Raw genomic sequence first — 15,693 nt, 5'->3', positions numbered from 1 at the left:
GCAGACGGGAGGCGGTACCTCACAGCACGCCCCGCAGGCGGTTGGCCACCGCGAGTGGGGTATCCGCACTCCCATGGCGACCGCGCAGCGTCAAGAGCATGTGATCGAGGCGCTTGCGGTCCTCGTCGGAGCCGACCAGCGTCGGAAGCAGCATCGCCAGTTCCCGCTCGGCCTCCGGATCGCCGTCCGCCTCACGAGCCCAGCCGGCCAGCGCCTTCAACGCATCGGCGGTGTACTCCAGATCGCCCAGGGCGGTCCGCCACAGCAGAGACAGCTGCTGCGCGTCCTCGACCGGGCCCTCCGAGGCAGCGGCCGCGTACCACCGCAGCATCAGCCGATTGTCGCCGCGCCTGCAGGCCAGGACGAATGCGTGCAGCGCGAGTCGGCGGCCGGAAGGCCCGTCCCGAAGGATTGCGAGCAGGCCCCGCAGCAGCCGGCTGCGCACCGGTGCCGATTCGTCGCTCAGCAGCAGCGCGGTGGACTCGGCGATGTGCTGCGCCTCCTGCTCGTCGTCCCCGGTGCGAGCGGCTTCCGCCAACGCCGTCAGCGCTTCGTCGGGCATCCTGGCGCCCACCAGGGCGTAGGCCCGGATGGCTGTCCAGCGAAGCCGTGGTCCGGCTTCCTCGTTGCACCAGGAGCGGAGGATCTGCGGGATGTTCGGCGCACCGATGGCATGCGCCGCCGCGAGGGCGTTGGCGGCGACGAGGCAGTCGCGATACACCTTCGACTTCGCCCAGCCCTCGATGAGCAGTGCCATCGCCGACGGCAGGTCGGACTTGGCGAGCACCGCGGCCGTCACTGCCGCGCGGGTACGTACCAGCGGCCGGCCGTCCTGTGCGAGCTTCCGGAGCCACGCGAGCAGGGCAGGCCGCGCGGAGGGGTGACTCGTCCAGACCTCGCGGAGGACCTCCACAGAGGTTCTGGGCTCCTGGAATCGGGCCATGCGCTGGAACACGGGTCCCCACTCGGTGTGCTCCTCCTTCCGGTACTCGACGGCTCGGGCCAGGCGCAGGCGTTTGGTGATGGACGTCCCGAAGATGCCGACCCGGGGCTCCCTCCCGGCGTCCTCGGTTCTCTGGAACTCTGCCCACAGGGTGTCGCTGAGCTCCGCGGTCAGGGCATAGGCGGCTTCATCGAACGCCGCCAGGGAAATGAGGAAAGCCCTGTCCCGGAGAAGGGTCTCGTCGTCCCCGAACCATTCCCTGACCTGCTCGCGCACCAGCTCCGGGCCGACGCCCGCCAGCTTCTCCCGGGTGATCGTGCCGTCCGCGTGCCCGGCCAGGGCCTTCGCGAACTGCGCCGCCTCCCGCAGCTGGTGGTCGTCCCGGTCGAGGAACTCCCGGGAGACGTCCAGCGCCAGCAGCTCGCGCTCCCTCCGCGGATCATCCACCAGGGCGTGCAGATGTGACCGGAGCACCGCCTGAGGAGACGGCGGTTGCCACGAGACGGCGTCGACGCCCCGCAGGATCGCGTGCAGGTCGACGGTGATGACCAGATAGGCACCCTTCTTCCGGAGAACATCCCGCACGGCCCACAGGTCGATGTCGCGCAGCGGGTTCTCCCTGCTCGTCACCAGATCGCTGATGAGGTAGCCGTGCTGATCGCCGTTGACCTCATCCATCAGTGCGGTCGGCCGGGTGTTGGGGTCGATGGCGCGTACGGGCACGGCATCCAGGGAGCGCAGCAGCATCAGGGCGGCGCTGCGACGGCCGGTGAAGGGCGCGCCGTACAGCACAAGGATCCGCTCCTCCCGCAGCCGGTCGCGCAGGGGGTGCACAAGTTCCTCGTATCCTGCGAACTCCAGGGCCAGTCCGTCGAGTTCGGCAGGGGGAATGTTTCCGGAGATGTGGGTGGCGGCGCCGAAGCGGTAGTGGTGCTCCACCTTCGTGCCGAGGACAACGTCGCCTCCTACGCTGCCCCCACTGACCCCGGTCTGATCGCCGCCGACGAGGCTGCCGCCGACGGCGGCCGGGACGTGTTCGTACAGATCACGCCGGGCCGCCCAGGGGTCCTGCGGGCGGTCATCCTCCGTTTCAGTGTGCTCGCCGTCCGTCTGCTCCTGTTTTTTGCCGTCCGCCGGGTCGGTGTCGTCCTGAGGACGGTCCGATGGCTTGTCACCGGGCTGCCCGCTCATGCCTGCTCGCTCCGGCCCTCACGCTGGACGGTGCCCATGATCACGTCGCCTGTGACGTGGCCGCCGCTGACCCCGGTTTGACTGCCGTTGACCTGGCTGCCGCCGACCGACACCGTTCCGCCGTTGAAGGCGAATGCCGCCCCACTGCTCGCAGGCGCCCCGGCATGAGCCGCCGGAGCCTGCCCGGCGTCACCCTCGTGCGCACCCCCGCTGCCGCGCCCGGCGGACGCCGGCTCCGGTACACGGGTGGTGATGCCGTCCGGCAGCGACCCGTGCAACCACAGGTCGAGCCGGTCCTTCTTCACGGACACAGCGGTGTGGTGGAACTCCTCCGGGCGCAGTCCACGGTGTCCGTGGCGAACCACGCCTTCGTAGACGGGGGACGACACCCCCAGCACACAGTCCACTTCCCGCTGCGCGAGCGCTTCGCGCAGGGCGTCGGCATCGAGCAGCCGGCAGGACTGGTTGAGGTCGTGGCCGACGAGCCCGCCCACCGTGCCCTGCTTCGGATCGAAGGCGACCTCTCCTGCGGCCAGTACCATCCGCAGCCGCATCCGCGCGCTGCTCGATGCCAGCCGGTTGTACTGGCACAACGCATCCGGGACGGCCGTCAACAGGCCCCGGAGCAGCACCGTTTTGGGGATGTCAGCACTGACCAGCACGATCAGGCCGTCCCCGCGGTCCTCTCGGTACTGCATGTTCCGCTCGACACCCGCCGCGGCCAGAGTGTCTTCCACCACGTTGTGCAGTTCCCGGCGCAGGCAGGTCTGCACCACATCGTCCCGGCGGCTGAAGTCCTCGATGTCCAGCAGCAGAATGGTGCGGTTGACGGGTTCCGTCAGGGCCAGGGTCATGGGTGCCTCTCGGACGGTCGGGCTCGGTCCGGAGCACTATCTCGTGGGGGTCTGACAATGGAGAAGGAACACCTGCACACAGCGTCTGTAACCGATGGCACACAACTCGCCCCGGCTGCACGGCCGTCGGCTATTCGCCGCCCGCTATCCGGCGCAGCTGGTCCGGGCGGACGATGACCAGTCCCCTGCGGCTGGTCCGGACGACGTCGCGTTCCCTCAGTTCCTTCAGGAGCCTGGCCACCGCCTCGCGAGAGGCTCCGACCGCGCCTGCCAGTTCCTGCTGGCTGAGGCCGCTGGTCAGGCGCACTCCCTCCGCGTCCTGCACCCCGTGTGTGCGCGACAGCTCCAGGAGCAGGAGCGACAACCGCTGACGTACTCCGAGTGCGCCTTGCTCCACGCGTCGCCGGTCGCTGGCCTGTGACCGGTCTCCGATAAGGCTGAGCAGTTGGAGGGACGAGGCCGGGAATTCCGCGAGATGGCCCAGGAATCGGTCACGCTCGATCGTGACGGCCTCGACCTTCCCGAGCGCGGTAACCGTCGCCGAGCGCGGGCGGCCGCTGACTGCGGAGGCCTCCCCTACGACGTCGCCCGGACCCCGCAGGGCAAGCAGCGCTTCGTAACCGTTGGCTGTGGAGCGGGTGACCTTGGTCCAGCCGGCGAGGATGACCACCACGTGGGCGGACGGTTCGTCCTGATGCACCAGTACGGACCGCGGGCTGTACTTCATGGGCCGGCCCAGCTCCAGCAGCGCGACACGTTCCTGGTGTTCCAACCGGACCAGAAACGGAACTTGGTCGTCGAGTCTGCCGGTTCGTGAGGGCGCCATGGGCCCGCACGGCGCGGAAACGGCTGCTGGCCCCTGCTGCCCCGGCAGGGGGTCGGCCACGCCGTCGGTTTCCACCCGCACTCCCTCAAGTCCCGTTCGCTCCATGCAATTTCAGCGAAGCTTTCCCCTCACGCTGTGCGTCCAGCCTAAGACACACGGATCAGAGCACCCCCAAGTTGCGCGCTTCCTCCGGGTGCCGCCACAGACCTCCATCTGGGAAGGCGTGACACCCTCGACGTCGGCCCCACCGAACGAACCGGCGGGACGGGCACCCGGCCCTGCAGCCCTGTGTCCCGGGAGCACGCGAGAGCCGGCAACCGGACCAGGTCTGGCAGGCACGACCGGCTCAAGCTCACCCCAGAAAACTCAGCCGCACCTGACGGTTGGCATTGTCCTTATTGGTGTCGACCAGGCAGACGGACTGCCAGGTGCCGAGGGCCAGGCGGCCGGCGATGACCGGGAGGGTGGCGTGTGGGGGGACCAGGGCCGGCAGGACGTGGTCGCGGCCGTGGCCGGGGCTGCCGTGGCGGTGGCGCCAGCGGTCGTCGGCGGGGAGCAGGTCGTGCAGGGCGGCGAGGAGGTCCTCGTCGCTGCCGGCTCCGGTTTCGAGTACGGCGATGCCGGCCGTCGCGTGCGGGACGAAGACGTTGAGCAGGCCGTCACGGCCGTCCGCGGCGTCCCGGAGGAAGGCGGCGCACTCGGCGGTGAGGTCGGCGACGGTCTCCGTCGAGCCGGTGGTGAGGTCCAGGGTGCGGCTGGTGAATGCAGAGCTCATGCGTTCATCTTCGTACGGGCCGGGAAGAGAATGCCCCCTCCCCCAGTTGGTAGAAACATGAACTACACCGGGGTGGGCACGGCCCCCGAACCGACACCGGACGCGTCCGGCGCCCTTGCCGAGCACAGCGCCGGCGGCATACCCGGCGCCCTCGCCGGCAGGGCCGCGGTCGAGACGGACGTCGTCGTGATCGGCGGCGGCCAGGCCGGCCTGGCCGCCGCCTTCCATCTGCAGCGGGTGGGCTACCGGCCCGACCAGGACTTCGTCGTCCTGGACCACTCCCCCCGCCCCGGGGGCGCCTGGCAGTTCCGGTGGCCGTCGCTGACGTACGGCAAGGTGCACGGGATGCATGCGCTGCCCGGGATGGAGCTGAGCGGCGCCGACCCGGGGCGGCCGTCCTCCGAGGTGATCGGCGCGTACTTCGAGAGCTACGAGCGGGCCTTCGGGCTACCGGTGCACCGTCCGGTGAGCGTCCTGGCGGTCCGCGAGGGGGCGGCCGGGCGACTGCTGGTCGAGTCGTCGGAGGGGCGGTACGCGACCCGGTCCCTGATCAATGCGACCGGTACCTGGGACCGGCCGTTCTGGCCGCGTTTCCCCGGGCAGGAGACGTTCGGCGGCCGGCAGCTGCACAGTTCCCGGTACGAGGGGCCGGAGCAGTTCCGTGGCGCGCGGGTCGTGGTGGTGGGCGGCGGGACCTCGGCCGTGCAGCAACTGCTGGAGATCGCGCCGGTCGCGGCCGCCACGACCTGGGTGACGCGGCGGCCGCCGGTCTTCCGCGAGGGCCCGTTCGGCGCGGAGGAGGGCCGGGCGGCGGTGGCACTCGTCGAGGAGCGGGTCCGGCGGGGCCTGCCGCCGCAGAGCGTGGTGAGCGTGACCGGGCTGCCGATGACGGACGCGATCCGGCGGGGCCGCGAGAGCGGCGTACTGGAGCGGCTCCCGCTGTTCGAACGGATCACGGCGACCGGTGTGAGCTGGGCGGACGGCCGGCGGGTGGAAGCGGACGTGATCCTCTACGCGACCGGTTTCCGCGCGGCCATCGACCACCTCGCCCCACTGAAGCTGCGCGAGCCGGGCGGCGGCATACGGATGGAAGGCACCCGCACGCTCCGCGACCCCCGGGTCCACCTCGTGGGCTACGGCCCCTCGGCCAGCACCATCGGCGCCAACCGCGCGGGCCGTGCCGCCGTACACGACATCCGCCAACTGCTGACCTCGGCGCCCGGCCCCGCGCCCTACCGCTCCAACTTCTCCCGCGAGGTCTCCGGAAGCGTGAGGTAGACGACGAACGAGACCAGGCAGAGCGCGGACACGTACCAGGGGAAAAGATCCGCGTGGCCGGCCTGCTTGAACCAGGTGCCGACGTACGGGGCGGTACCGCCGAAGAGCGCGACCGTCAGGGAGTACGGGAAGCCGATGCCGGCGGCACGCACCCGCGCGGGGAAGACCTCGGCGTTCACGGCCGCGGCGATCGCGGTGTAGCCGGTGAGCAGCACCATGCCGGCGCACTGCACCAGCAGCAGGGAGACGAACGCGTCGGTGACGAAGTGGAGCAGCGGCACCGCGAGGATCGCGAAGCCCAGCGAGAAGCCGAGCAGCAGGGGCTTGCGGCCGATGCGGTCCGAGAGCAGGCCGCCGAGCGGCTGGAGCAGGGCGAAGAAGGCGAGCGAGAGGGTGCCGACGACGAGTGAATCGCCCTTGTCGAAGCCCGCGTTGACCTGGGCGTAGGTGGGGAGGTAGGTCGTCCAGGTGTAGTAGGCGATGGTGCCGCCGGCGGTGATGCCGCAGATCAGCAGGGACTGGCGGGGGTGGCGGCGGAGCGCCTCGAAGAGGCCGGGGCGGTCGGCGGCCTGCTGCTCGGCGCTGCGGGTCTCCTCGGCGCCGCGGCGGATCCACAGGCCCAGCAGGCTCAGCAGCGCACCTCCGAGGAAGGCCACCCGCCAGCCCCACTGGCCCATCTGCCGTTCGGTGAGCAGCCCGGCGAGGAGTGCCGCCGTACCGGAGGCCAGGAGCTGGCCGAGGGTCGTGGAGACGTACTGGAAGCTGGAGAACAGGCCGCGGCGGCCGGGGCCGGCGGACTCGACGAGGAAGGTCGTGGAGGCCGCGAATTCGCCGCCGACGGACAGGCCCTGGACGAGACGGGCGAGGACCAGCACGACCGGTGCGAGCAGGCCGGTGGACGCGTAGGTGGGGGTGAGGGCGACGAGCAGGCTGCCGCCGCCCATGAGCAGGATGGTCACGGTCAGTGCGGTGCGCCGGCCGCGGCGGTCGGCGACCGCGCCCATCAGCAGGCCGCCCACCGGCCGCATGAAGAAGCCGACCGCGAAGACGGCGAAGGTGGAGAGCAGCGGCACCAGGGAGTTGCCGGCGCCCTTGGGGAAGACCTGGTCGGCGAAGTAGACGGCCAGGAAGGAGTAGGCGTACCAGTCGTACCACTCGACGGCGTTGCCTATGGAGGCGGCGGCCAGCTGGCGCAGCCGGGACGCCGGGCGCCCGCCGTCCGGCGCCCGTTCCGCGGTCAGGGTTTCGGCGTTCGACATGGTCCTCCGCTCCGGTTCTTCTCCTCGGCCGGCTGCTGGGGCAGGATGAGCCGACAGGTGATCATGTACCGCGGAAGCGGATGGCCGCCAGAGGCCGGAGCGGCCGAAAGGAGATGGCAACGTGCGCGTAGCACTGTTCGTCACCTGTATCAACGATCTGCTGCAGCCGCGGACGGGCCGGGCGGTGGTGGCGTTGCTGGAGCGGCTGGGGGTGGAGGTCGGCTTCCCCGAGGAGCAGAGCTGCTGTGGCCAGCCGCAGTTCAACACCGGCTACCGGCACGCGACCGAACCGCTCGTACGGCGCTTCCACCGGGCGTTCCGGGAGTACGACTACGTGGTCACGCCGTCCGGTTCGTGTGCGGCGATGGTGCGGGACAACTACCGGCGGATCGGGGCGAAGGCGGCCGCCGAGGGGCGCGGCCGGGAGCTCGCGGAGGCCGCGGCGCTGGCGGTGCCGAAGACGTACGAGCTGACGGAGTTCCTGGTGGACGTGCTGAAGGTGGAGGACGTCGGCGCGTACTACCCGCATACGGTGACGTATCACCCCACCTGTCACGGGCTGCGGATGCTGGGCCTGGGCGACCGTCCGTTGCGGCTGCTGCGGCACGTGAAGGGGCTGGAGCTGCGGGAGCTGCCGGGCGCCGAGGAGTGCTGCGGTTTCGGCGGCACGTTCGCGGTGAAGAACCCGGCGGTTTCGGCGGCGATGGGGGCCGACAAGGTCCGGCATGTGCGGGGCACCGGGGCGGAGGCGGTGTGCACGGTCGACAACTCGTGTCTGCTGCACATCGGCGGCATGCTGACGCGGCAGGGCGCGGCGGTCCGGCCGGTGCACATCGCGGAGATCCTCGCCGCTACGGAGGAGAGCCCCCCTGCGGACCGTACCGAGGACGGCCCTCCTGTGGCCCGTCCGGAGGAGGGTGCCGGTACCGGAGGCAGTGGGCGCGGGACGGAAGGTGGCGGGCGATGAGTGGAACGTACCTGGGCATGCCGGCCTTTCCGCGGGCCGCGGAGGTCTCCACGCGGGACGGGCAGCTGCGCGCGAACCTCACGCACGCCACGCACACCATCCGCGACAAGCGGGCCAGGGCCGTGGCGGAGCTGGACGACTGGGCGCAGTTGCGGGCCGCGGGGGCCGCGGTGAAGGACCGGACGCTGCAGCATCTCGACCGCCATCTGGAGCAGTTGGAGGCGGCGGTCGTCGCGGCGGGCGGCCGGGTGCACTGGGCGGCCGATGCGGCGGAGGCCAATCGGATCGTCACGGAGCTGGTGCGGGAGACCGGTGAGCGGGAGGTCGTCAAGGTCAAGTCGATGGCGACGCAGGAGATCGGGCTCAACGAGGCGTTGGAGAAGGCCGGGATCCGGGCGTACGAGACGGATCTGGCGGAGTTGATCGTGCAGCTCGGGGAGGATCTGCCGTCGCACATCCTGGTGCCGGCGATCCATCGCAACCGTGCGGAGATCCGTGACATCTTCCGGCGCGAGATGGGGCGTTGGGGCCGTCCGGCGCCGGAGGGGCTGTCCGATGCGCCCGCGGAGCTGGCGGAGGCGGCGCGGCTGCATCTGCGGGAGAAGTTCCTGACCGCGAAGGTCGGGATCTCCGGGGCGAACTTCATGGTCGCCGAGACCGGCACGCTGGTGGTGGTGGAGTCGGAGGGCAACGGGCGGATGTGCCTGACCCTGCCGGAGACCCTCATCTCGGTCGTGGGCATCGAGAAGGTGGTGCCGACCTGGCAGGACCTGGAGATCTTCCTGCAGTTGCTGCCGCGCTCGTCCACCGCGGAGCGGATGAATCCGTACACCTCGACGTGGACGGGGACGGTGGACGGGGACGGGCCGCGGACGTTCCATCTGGTGCTGCTGGACAACGGGCGGACGGACACGCTGGCCGATCCGGTCGGGCGCCAGGCGCTGCGCTGTATCCGTTGTTCGGCGTGTCTCAATGTGTGCCCGGTGTACGAGCGGGCCGGCGGGCATGCCTACGGGTCGCCGTATCCGGGTCCGATCGGCGCGATTCTCACTCCGCAACTGCGCGGTTTGGCCGGCCCCTTGGAGGAGTCGCTGCCGTATGCGTCGTCGCTGTGCGGGGCCTGCTACGAGGTGTGTCCGGTCGCCATCGACATCCCGGAGGTGCTGGTGCACCTGCGCGAGCGGGTGGTGGAGGGCGGTCCGGGCGTCCGGGGCGGGGCGCGGGTGGTACTGAAACCGGCCAAAGGACATGCCGCGGAGCGGGCGGCGATGCGGGCGGCGGCCTGGGCGTTCGATCACCCGGGGGTACTGCGCCGCGGGATGCGGCTGGCGGCGCGGACACGGGGGCTGCATCCACGGCGGTTGCCGGGGCCGGGGCGGGCGTGGTCGCAGGCCCGTGATCTTCCGGCGGTGCCGCCGGAGTCGTTCCGTGACTGGTGGCGGCGTACCCGGGGCGGGTCGTCCGGGCAGCCGTCCCGTGGAGAGGGAGACGCCGAGTGAGCAGCAGGGACGTGGTGTTGGCGCGGGTGCGTCGGGCGCTGGCGGAGGTGCCGCGGGAGGGCGCGGCGGGTGGCGCGGGGGCGGGTGAGCCGCCGTTGGTGCGGGACTACCGGCGGGTGCACGGGGCCCGTACGGCGGCGGAGACGGTGGAGCTGCTGGCCGAGAACCTGGCGGATTACCGGGCGTTGGTGCACCGCAGTGATGAGGGCGGGCTGCCGGCGCTGATCGGCCGGCTGCTGGCGGAGCGGGGGGCGCGGCGGGTGGTGGTGCCACGGGGGCTGGAGCCGGGGTGGCTGGCCGAGGTGGGGGCGGAGGTGGTCGAGGACCGTGCGGAGCAGACGGCGCGGGAGCTGGACGCGGTGGACAGTGTGGTGACGGGGTGCGCGGTGGCGATCGCGGAGACCGGCACGCTCGTTCTGGATGCCGGGCCTGACCAGGGGAGACGGCGGATCACGCTGGTGCCCGACCACCACATCTGCGTGGTCCGGGTGCCCGGGCAGGTGGTCGGGTCGGTGCCCGAGGCGCTGCCGCGGCTGGTCCCCGGGCGTCCGCTGACGTGGATTTCCGGGCCTTCGGCCACCAGCGACATCGAGTTGGACCGGGTGGAGGGGGTGCACGGTCCGCGGACGCTGGAGGTGGTCCTGGTGGAGGCGGCCGGGGGCGGTGGCGCGGGCGGGGGCTGAGGGGCGGGTCCGGCGGGTGGCCGGAGGGCGACCGCGACAGGTGTGCGGACCCGTTGTCAGTGGGGATTCCTACACTGATCGGGATGTCTTTCGCACGCTCGGTGCGGGGGCCGGCGCCCGGGGGGAGGGAGCGGACCATGCTGCGTCAGGAGGTCGGCGCACGGCGTTCCGGAGTGGCCGGGGGCGGCGGGCCGGCGCCGGTTCCGGGGCCGCCGTCTTCGTCCGCCGGGCCGCCGTCGGCTCCGTCCCGGTTGCTGACCTGGCTGGCGCGGCTGGGGGTGCCGGCGGCGGCTTTCGCGGTGTTCCAGACGTTGGTGGGGCTGCTGCCGCAGAATCTGGCCGGTGAGGCGGCGCGGTACTGCCTGGCGGCGACGGCCGGGGTGGGTGTGGGGGCGGTGGTGTGGCTGTCGGCGGCGCTGGTGCGGGCCCGGGCCGCGGTCGCGGCGGGTGGCGGGGTGCCGGCGCCGGGGCCGGTGGCGTCATCGGCGGGTTCGCTGCCGGAGTTGATGGACGGTGCGTACGAGGCGTTGCGGCGCGGGCTGTCGGTGGTCGAGGTGCCCGGGCACGGGCCGTTGACGGGCTGGCCGCATTCCCTGGCGGAGAGCGAACCGCCGGTGCATCCGACGGCGTTCGGCACGGCGTACGGGCTGCATCTGCTGCTGGACATCGCGCCGTACGACGGGCGGATACGCGCGGGCGAGGTGGCCGAGACGTTGTGGCGGCTGCGGCTTCCGGGTGGTGGCTGGGCGGCGCGTTCGCAGGGCAGCGGGGCGCGTCCGGAGGTGACCGCGGTGGTGCTGGGGGCGCTGGCCCGGGCGGGTGCGGACCCCCGGCTGCTGGAGGCCGAGATCCATTCGTGCGAGGCGCTGCTGGATCCGGATCATGATGCCTTCGGTCTGGCGAACACCTACGTGGTGACGAATGTGCTGCGGGGGCTGTTACGGGCGGCGCCGGGTTCGGCGTCGCTGGGCGGGCTGCGGGCGGTGCTGGTCAACGGCGCCACGGGCGATCCTGGGCGGGGTCATCACCGTTGCTGGGGTGCGGCGTTGGCGACGGGTCGGGGCAATCCGGCGCCGTCGGCGGTGCACACGGCGCGGGCGGTGGTGACGCTGGACCGGGCGGCGCGGGTGCTGGGTGAGGACGCCCGGCAGCGTGCGGTGCGGGAGGAGGGGCTGCGCTGGCTGCTGGCGGGGGCGGCGCTGCCGGGGGCGGGCGCCGGCGACCTGGCGAACTGCCAGGAGGAGGTGCGGCGACCGGGCCAGGACGATCCGTTGCATCAGGAGCTGTTGTCGGTGCGGCATTTCGGGGCGGCGTGGGTGGCGCGGGCGCTGATGACGGACGGGGCGCGGCAGATCGCGGCGGAGGGGGTGGGGCTGCCGGTGTGGGAGGCCCAGCTGGCCGCCGCGGTGGCGCGGGTGCGGGCCATGCAGCGGGGCGGGGTGTGGCGTTGGGACGACGGTCCGATGGGCAATCCGGTGTGGATGGCGTATCAGGGGCTGTCGGTGCTGCGGCGGTATGCACTGATGTCCTACCGGCCGTGAAGCCGGTGGGCTGCGGGCCGGGGTGCGGCGTGGAGTGCGGGATGTGGTGCGCCGGCGGACGGTGCCGACGCCGGTGAGGTGCGGGGCGTGTGTCGACGGGTGGTGCCGGTGAGGCGTGGCGGGCTGCCGGGCGGTGCCGGTGGACGGGAGGCGGAGATGCAGGTCGAGGAGGTTCGGCGGCTGCTGGTGGACCGGCTGGGTGGTGGGCAGCGGCCGCCGTCGCCCGAGTCGGCGCGTGCGGTGGTGGCCGAGCTGGCGCGGCCGGAGGTGCTGGGTCCGCTGGTGCGCCGATTATCCGCCGGTGCGGTGGACCTTCCGGAGTGCACCCGGCTGTCGTACCGGCATGTGCTGGGCTTCGACAAGCTGGTGTTGTTGTCGGGTGCGCCGCGGTTCATGTTGCGGGTCCATTTCTGGCCCGGCCCGGTGGGCGCGGAGCCGGAGGACATCCACAATCACCGTTGTGCGATCGCGTCGGCGGTGGTGCGGGGCCGGGTGCGGATGGAGTGTTACGAGCCGGCGGAGGAGGGGGTGCCGGCGGTGGTGTACCGGGAGACGATCGACGGGCCGGGCGGGGCCTGGCGGTTGCGGCGGGTCGGTGAGGCCCGGCTCCGGCTGGTGTGTGCGAAGCGGTACGGGGCGGGTCGGAGTTACGGGCTGGACGCCCGTACGCTGCACCGGGTGGTGAGCGAGGAGCCGACGGTGACGCTGTTCCTGGAGACCGCCCCGCAGCGCTCGGTGACCGATGTGTACGTCAGGGTGCCGGGCCGGGCCGGCGGGGTCAGCGGCGGCCGCGCCGGGCGGGCCGGTCCGCCGCCCAAGACTCCCCTCGCACCGGCCGTGTATCTTGCCGAACTCGACGCGCTGGCACGGTCTTTGGGCTGGTGAAGGGGGTGGGGGCGAGGCCCTGGTAGCCGTAGCGGGCGGTCATGGTGCGCAGTCCGGAGGCGTCCAGCCGGCCGCCGAAGACCTGGCGGATGACGCCGAGGTTGTAGGCGTCGACGCCGGCATCGGCGAGTTCGGCGGGCCGGGCCCAGCGGTGTGCCTGGTCGGGGCTGGGCAGGACGACGTCGAGGGTCAGCGGCCGGACCAGGAAGTTCTCCTGGTGGTTGCGGACCCGCCGGCCCTGGTAGTCGCTGAGGAAGCTGGCCGATCCGGTGTGGGCGACGATGGCGCCGAGGAGCCCGGTCTCTTCCTTGAGCTCCCTCAGGGCGCCGGCTTCGGGGGTCTCCCCCGGTTCCAGCTTGCCGCAGGGGACGCCCCATGCGCCGGGCAGGAAGCGCTCGCGGTAGCTGCGGCGGACGATCAGCACGCGGCCGTTGTGCACCACCACCGCCGCGGCGAGACGGGGGTGGGTCGTTGTCTGGTTCATCGCACTTCTCGCTTTCCGAGAGGACGGGCGGCCCGGACTTCTCGTCAACGAGAGGACGGGCGGCAGGCCCGTGGCGGACGTCCACCGTACCGGCCGGTGCTGCGGGGCGGACCGGGCACGGCGGCGTGGCGAACGGTGAACTGGCGTGCGCAGGGCTTGTATGGGCGGCGCACGTGGTGCGGGCCCCGCCGCTTCCTGTCCTACGTCCTTCTCGGTGGGTCCGAAGCGGTGCGTTGGGCCCGAACCGGTGCGGCGGTTCATCGCCCTGCCGCCACGCGGCCGGCTCGGACGCTCAGCTCAGCTCAGTTGCTCTTCCCGCTCGGACAGGGGCAACAGACTGCCGCTCCAGCGCTCTTCGCCGTCCCGGGCCGGGGTGACGCGCAGCCCGAAGGCGTTCTCCGCGAGGGCCAGGACGCTGTGCGGCGGTGCCGGCTGCCCGGGGAGGAGACCGAGTGGACGCATGAACTCATCGAGCCGCTCGGGGTCCAGGCCGGTCGGGCCGATCGGCTCAAGGGTGTGGAAATCGACGATGATGTCGCCCTCCACCGCGTACTTGAACCAGTGCATCGGCTTCTCGTTGTAGTACAGGACGACAGCCTCCGTGCCGTCGGAGACCGCGCGCAGGATCCGCTCGTCCAGCCCGTGGCTGCCGCCCTGCTCCCAGGCCCAGGACCACTCGCCGTCGGTGCCGGTCGTCACCGCCGGCTCGTCCTCGTCGAGCAGGGTGTCGCCGAACTCCTCGTCGAGGCCCACGGAATCGCGCAGGGCCAGGGTGTCCGGATCGATCCCCATGCGGGCCAGCAGGTCCGTGGCGGACAAGCCCTTGCCGAAGGTCAGCGTGTAGAAGGGCATGTCTGCACGGAAGTGGTCCAGCCCGCGGCCTACGCCTGCACTCGTCATGCCCGGCATGCTGCCACGCCCCACCGACACACCCAGGTCCAGCCGACCCACCTCAACGTCGGGTACCCGTGGACCGGCTGCGAAACCCCCCAACCGCCGCATCTCCCGGCCTCCTTCGAGCAGGGCGCCGGACGCCGCTTCCGCAGACTGACCCCGGCATGCGTAGGCATGCCGTACGTACGCAGACCAGAGGGCTGGGTGGGCTGCGCGGCCGCCAGCAGACTCGCTGTCATCGCCACCGGGCGACCGACAGAGAGAGGCGACGGACCATGCAGCAGATCGTGGACGGCCACGGCAACAGCAACGGGAACGGATACCGGAACGAGCACGGGAACGGCAACAGCAACGACGACGCGGGCGGCGGAGGTGGCAGCGATCGTGCCCGCAACGCGCCGTACTGGCAGGCGGGTTGGGCGGCTTCCGTGCAGCGTCCCAGTGAAGGGTTCCACGAGAACTGGGCGCTGGAGGGGTTCGCGGAGCAGACCGTGCGCCAGGTGGTGCGGGTCACCGGTTCCGGTACGGCGGCGCGGATCGTGCTGTCGAACCGGTACGGGACCGGGCCGCTGGAGGTGGCCGGCGCGTCCCTGGCCCGTGCCGGGGAGGGTGCCGGGGTGCAGGAGGGGACGGTGCGGCGGCTCACGTTCGGCGGGGCGGCCGGGGTCCGGATCCCGGCGGGCGGGGAGGTGCGCAGTGACGCCGTCGAGGTGGCGGTGGCGCCGTTCGAGTCGCTGACGGTGTCGCTGTACTTCGCCCGGCCGACGGGGCCGGCGACCTTCCACGCCCAGGCGTACGCCACGGCGTACCGCGCGGCCGGGGAGCGGCTGACGGCCACGGACCCTGCGGTGTTCGGGGAGACGACGGTGTCGTGGTACTTCCTCGCGGCGGTGGAGCTGGCGGACGGCGGGCCGGCGCGGCGGGACACGGTGGTGGTCTTCGGTGACTCGCTCACCGACGGGTTCGGTTCGACGGTCGACGGCAACGGGCGCTATGCGGACGCGCTGGCCGAGCGGCTCGCGGGGCAGGGCGGGGTGCGGCCGGTGCTCAACCAGGGCATCGGCGGGAATCTGCTGCTGAGCGATTCGGCGTGGTTCGGGGAGCGGGCGGTGGGGCGCTTCCGGCGGGATGTGCTGGACCGGCCGGGGGTGCGTTCGGTGGTGGTGCTGGTGGGGCTGAACGACATCGGGTTCAGCGAGGTCGACCTGCCGACGTACAAGCCGGCCCCGGACCGGTCGGTGGACGAACTGATCTCCGGTTACCGCGAGTTGATCGCGGCTGCGCGGGCGGCGGGGGTGCGGATCGTCGGGGGGACGATCATGCCGTTCAAGGGGGCGGAGTACCACACGCCGGGCGCGGAGGCGAAGCGGCGGAAGGTGAACGACTGGATACGGGCCTCGGGCGAGTTCGACGCGGTCGCAGACTTCGCGGCGGCACTGGCGGACCCCGGAGATCCGGAGGCGCTGGCGGCGCACTTCGACAGCGGCGACCACAAGCATCCCGGTGACGAGGGGTACCGGGCGATGGCCGAGGCGGTGGATCTCGCGGCGCTGTGACGGGCGCCGAGGGTACGGGGAGGAGCCGGGGAAGGGCAGGAGTGGGGGCGGCGGCCGC

14 protein-coding genes are annotated in these 15,693 nt (G+C 72.1%); 7 read left to right on the top strand and 7 right to left on the bottom strand.

All coding sequences use genetic code 11. The features are described from left to right. Positions 1–19: 19 nt before the first annotated feature. The 4 genes from ACZ7MX_RS18855 to ACZ7MX_RS18840 form a co-directional block, all read right to left on the bottom strand. Positions 20–2,134: a hypothetical protein gene (locus ACZ7MX_RS18855; RefSeq protein WP_472133484.1), complete on the bottom strand. Its 2,115-nt coding sequence runs from the start codon at positions 2,132–2,134 to the stop codon at positions 20–22. Then, positions 2,131–2,988, bottom strand: coding sequence for a hypothetical protein (locus tag ACZ7MX_RS18850; RefSeq protein WP_472133482.1), 858 nt, complete (start codon positions 2,986–2,988; stop codon positions 2,131–2,133). The genes ACZ7MX_RS18855 and ACZ7MX_RS18850 overlap by 4 nt, the downstream gene beginning before the upstream one ends. A gap of 130 nt (positions 2,989–3,118) precedes the next feature. Further along, positions 3,119–3,814 carry a Crp/Fnr family transcriptional regulator gene (locus ACZ7MX_RS18845; protein ID WP_472133480.1) on the bottom strand — a complete coding sequence of 232 codons (696 nt, stop codon included), beginning with the start codon at positions 3,812–3,814 and terminating at the stop codon, positions 3,119–3,121. A gap of 352 nt (positions 3,815–4,166) precedes the next feature. After that, the gene (locus ACZ7MX_RS18840; RefSeq protein ID WP_472133478.1) at positions 4,167–4,589 is read right to left on the bottom strand and encodes a secondary thiamine-phosphate synthase enzyme YjbQ; all 423 of its coding nucleotides are present in this window, start codon (positions 4,587–4,589) and stop codon (positions 4,167–4,169) included. A 57-nt stretch (positions 4,590–4,646) separates the two neighbouring features. Here ACZ7MX_RS18840 and ACZ7MX_RS18835 point away from each other — a divergent pair, with 57 nt between their 5' ends. Continuing rightward, positions 4,647–5,867 (top strand): NAD(P)-binding domain-containing protein, encoded by a 1,221-nt coding sequence (locus ACZ7MX_RS18835; protein ID WP_472133476.1) that lies wholly within the window; start codon positions 4,647–4,649, stop codon positions 5,865–5,867. On the opposite strand, the gene ACZ7MX_RS18830 is transcribed toward ACZ7MX_RS18835, so the two are convergent. Beyond that, positions 5,822–7,126, bottom strand: coding sequence for an MFS transporter (locus ACZ7MX_RS18830; RefSeq protein ID WP_472133474.1), 1,305 nt, complete (start codon positions 7,124–7,126; stop codon positions 5,822–5,824). The two genes, ACZ7MX_RS18835 and ACZ7MX_RS18830, sit on opposite strands and share 46 nt — an antisense overlap. 121 nt (positions 7,127–7,247) lie before the next feature. Here ACZ7MX_RS18830 and ACZ7MX_RS18825 point away from each other — a divergent pair, with 121 nt between their 5' ends. From ACZ7MX_RS18825 to ACZ7MX_RS18805, 5 genes are all read left to right on the top strand, one after another. Continuing rightward, positions 7,248–8,093, top strand: coding sequence for a (Fe-S)-binding protein (locus ACZ7MX_RS18825; RefSeq protein WP_472133472.1), 846 nt, complete (start codon positions 7,248–7,250; stop codon positions 8,091–8,093). Next, on the top strand, positions 8,090–9,592 hold the full coding sequence (locus ACZ7MX_RS18820; protein ID WP_472133470.1) for a lactate utilization protein B: 1,503 nt from the start codon (positions 8,090–8,092) through the stop codon (positions 9,590–9,592). The genes ACZ7MX_RS18825 and ACZ7MX_RS18820 overlap by 4 nt, the downstream gene beginning before the upstream one ends. Next, on the top strand, positions 9,589–10,275 hold the full coding sequence (locus ACZ7MX_RS18815) for a LutC/YkgG family protein (RefSeq protein ID WP_472133468.1): 687 nt from the start codon (positions 9,589–9,591) through the stop codon (positions 10,273–10,275). Before ACZ7MX_RS18820 ends, ACZ7MX_RS18815 begins: the two co-directional genes overlap by 4 nt. A 137-nt stretch (positions 10,276–10,412) precedes the next feature. Continuing rightward, the gene (locus ACZ7MX_RS18810; protein ID WP_472133466.1) at positions 10,413–11,816 is read left to right on the top strand and encodes a hypothetical protein; all 1,404 of its coding nucleotides are present in this window, start codon (positions 10,413–10,415) and stop codon (positions 11,814–11,816) included. A gap of 156 nt (positions 11,817–11,972) precedes the next feature. Further along, the gene (locus tag ACZ7MX_RS18805) at positions 11,973–12,701 is read left to right on the top strand and encodes a hypothetical protein (RefSeq protein ID WP_472133464.1); all 729 of its coding nucleotides are present in this window, start codon (positions 11,973–11,975) and stop codon (positions 12,699–12,701) included. Here the strand turns inward: ACZ7MX_RS18805 and ACZ7MX_RS18800 are convergent. Both ACZ7MX_RS18800 and ACZ7MX_RS18795 read right to left on the bottom strand, forming a co-directional pair. Beyond that, positions 12,595–13,185 carry an NUDIX hydrolase gene (locus tag ACZ7MX_RS18800; protein WP_467698960.1) on the bottom strand — a complete coding sequence of 197 codons (591 nt, stop codon included), beginning with the start codon at positions 13,183–13,185 and terminating at the stop codon, positions 12,595–12,597. The two genes, ACZ7MX_RS18805 and ACZ7MX_RS18800, sit on opposite strands and share 107 nt — an antisense overlap. 297 nt (positions 13,186–13,482) lie before the next feature. Continuing rightward, the gene (locus tag ACZ7MX_RS18795; protein WP_472133462.1) at positions 13,483–14,085 is read right to left on the bottom strand and encodes a DUF6461 domain-containing protein; all 603 of its coding nucleotides are present in this window, start codon (positions 14,083–14,085) and stop codon (positions 13,483–13,485) included. 269 nt (positions 14,086–14,354) lie between these two features. On the opposite strand from ACZ7MX_RS18795, the gene ACZ7MX_RS18790 reads away from it, so the two are divergent. Further along, the gene (locus tag ACZ7MX_RS18790; protein ID WP_472133460.1) at positions 14,355–15,635 is read left to right on the top strand and encodes an SGNH/GDSL hydrolase family protein; all 1,281 of its coding nucleotides are present in this window, start codon (positions 14,355–14,357) and stop codon (positions 15,633–15,635) included. Positions 15,636–15,693 lie beyond the last annotated feature (58 nt).

It is taken from the genome of Streptomyces sp. NPDC107765, assembly GCF_055657085.1.
The sequence above is the reverse complement of the archived record's forward strand: the minus strand, read 5'-3'. Positions and strand labels throughout refer to the sequence as shown.

Coding starts and splice junctions, on each gene's coding strand:
- ACZ7MX_RS18855 (WP_472133484.1), bottom strand. CDS start 2,134: ATGAGCGGGCAGCCCGGTGACAAGCCATCGGACCGTCCTCAGGACGAC.
- ACZ7MX_RS18850 (WP_472133482.1), bottom strand. CDS start 2,988: ATGACCCTGGCCCTGACGGAACCCGTCAACCGCACCATTCTGCTGCTG.
- ACZ7MX_RS18845 (WP_472133480.1), bottom strand. CDS start 3,814: ATGGCGCCCTCACGAACCGGCAGACTCGACGACCAAGTTCCGTTTCTG.
- ACZ7MX_RS18840 (WP_472133478.1), bottom strand. CDS start 4,589: ATGAGCTCTGCATTCACCAGCCGCACCCTGGACCTCACCACCGGCTCG.
- ACZ7MX_RS18835 (WP_472133476.1), top strand. CDS start 4,647: ATGAACTACACCGGGGTGGGCACGGCCCCCGAACCGACACCGGACGCG.
- ACZ7MX_RS18830 (WP_472133474.1), bottom strand. CDS start 7,126: ATGTCGAACGCCGAAACCCTGACCGCGGAACGGGCGCCGGACGGCGGG.
- ACZ7MX_RS18820 (WP_472133470.1), top strand. CDS start 8,090: ATGAGTGGAACGTACCTGGGCATGCCGGCCTTTCCGCGGGCCGCGGAG.
- ACZ7MX_RS18810 (WP_472133466.1), top strand. CDS start 10,413: ATGCTGCGTCAGGAGGTCGGCGCACGGCGTTCCGGAGTGGCCGGGGGC.
- ACZ7MX_RS18805 (WP_472133464.1), top strand. CDS start 11,973: ATGCAGGTCGAGGAGGTTCGGCGGCTGCTGGTGGACCGGCTGGGTGGT.
- ACZ7MX_RS18800 (WP_467698960.1), bottom strand. CDS start 13,185: ATGAACCAGACAACGACCCACCCCCGTCTCGCCGCGGCGGTGGTGGTG.
- ACZ7MX_RS18795 (WP_472133462.1), bottom strand. CDS start 14,085: ATGACGAGTGCAGGCGTAGGCCGCGGGCTGGACCACTTCCGTGCAGAC.
- ACZ7MX_RS18790 (WP_472133460.1), top strand. CDS start 14,355: ATGCAGCAGATCGTGGACGGCCACGGCAACAGCAACGGGAACGGATAC.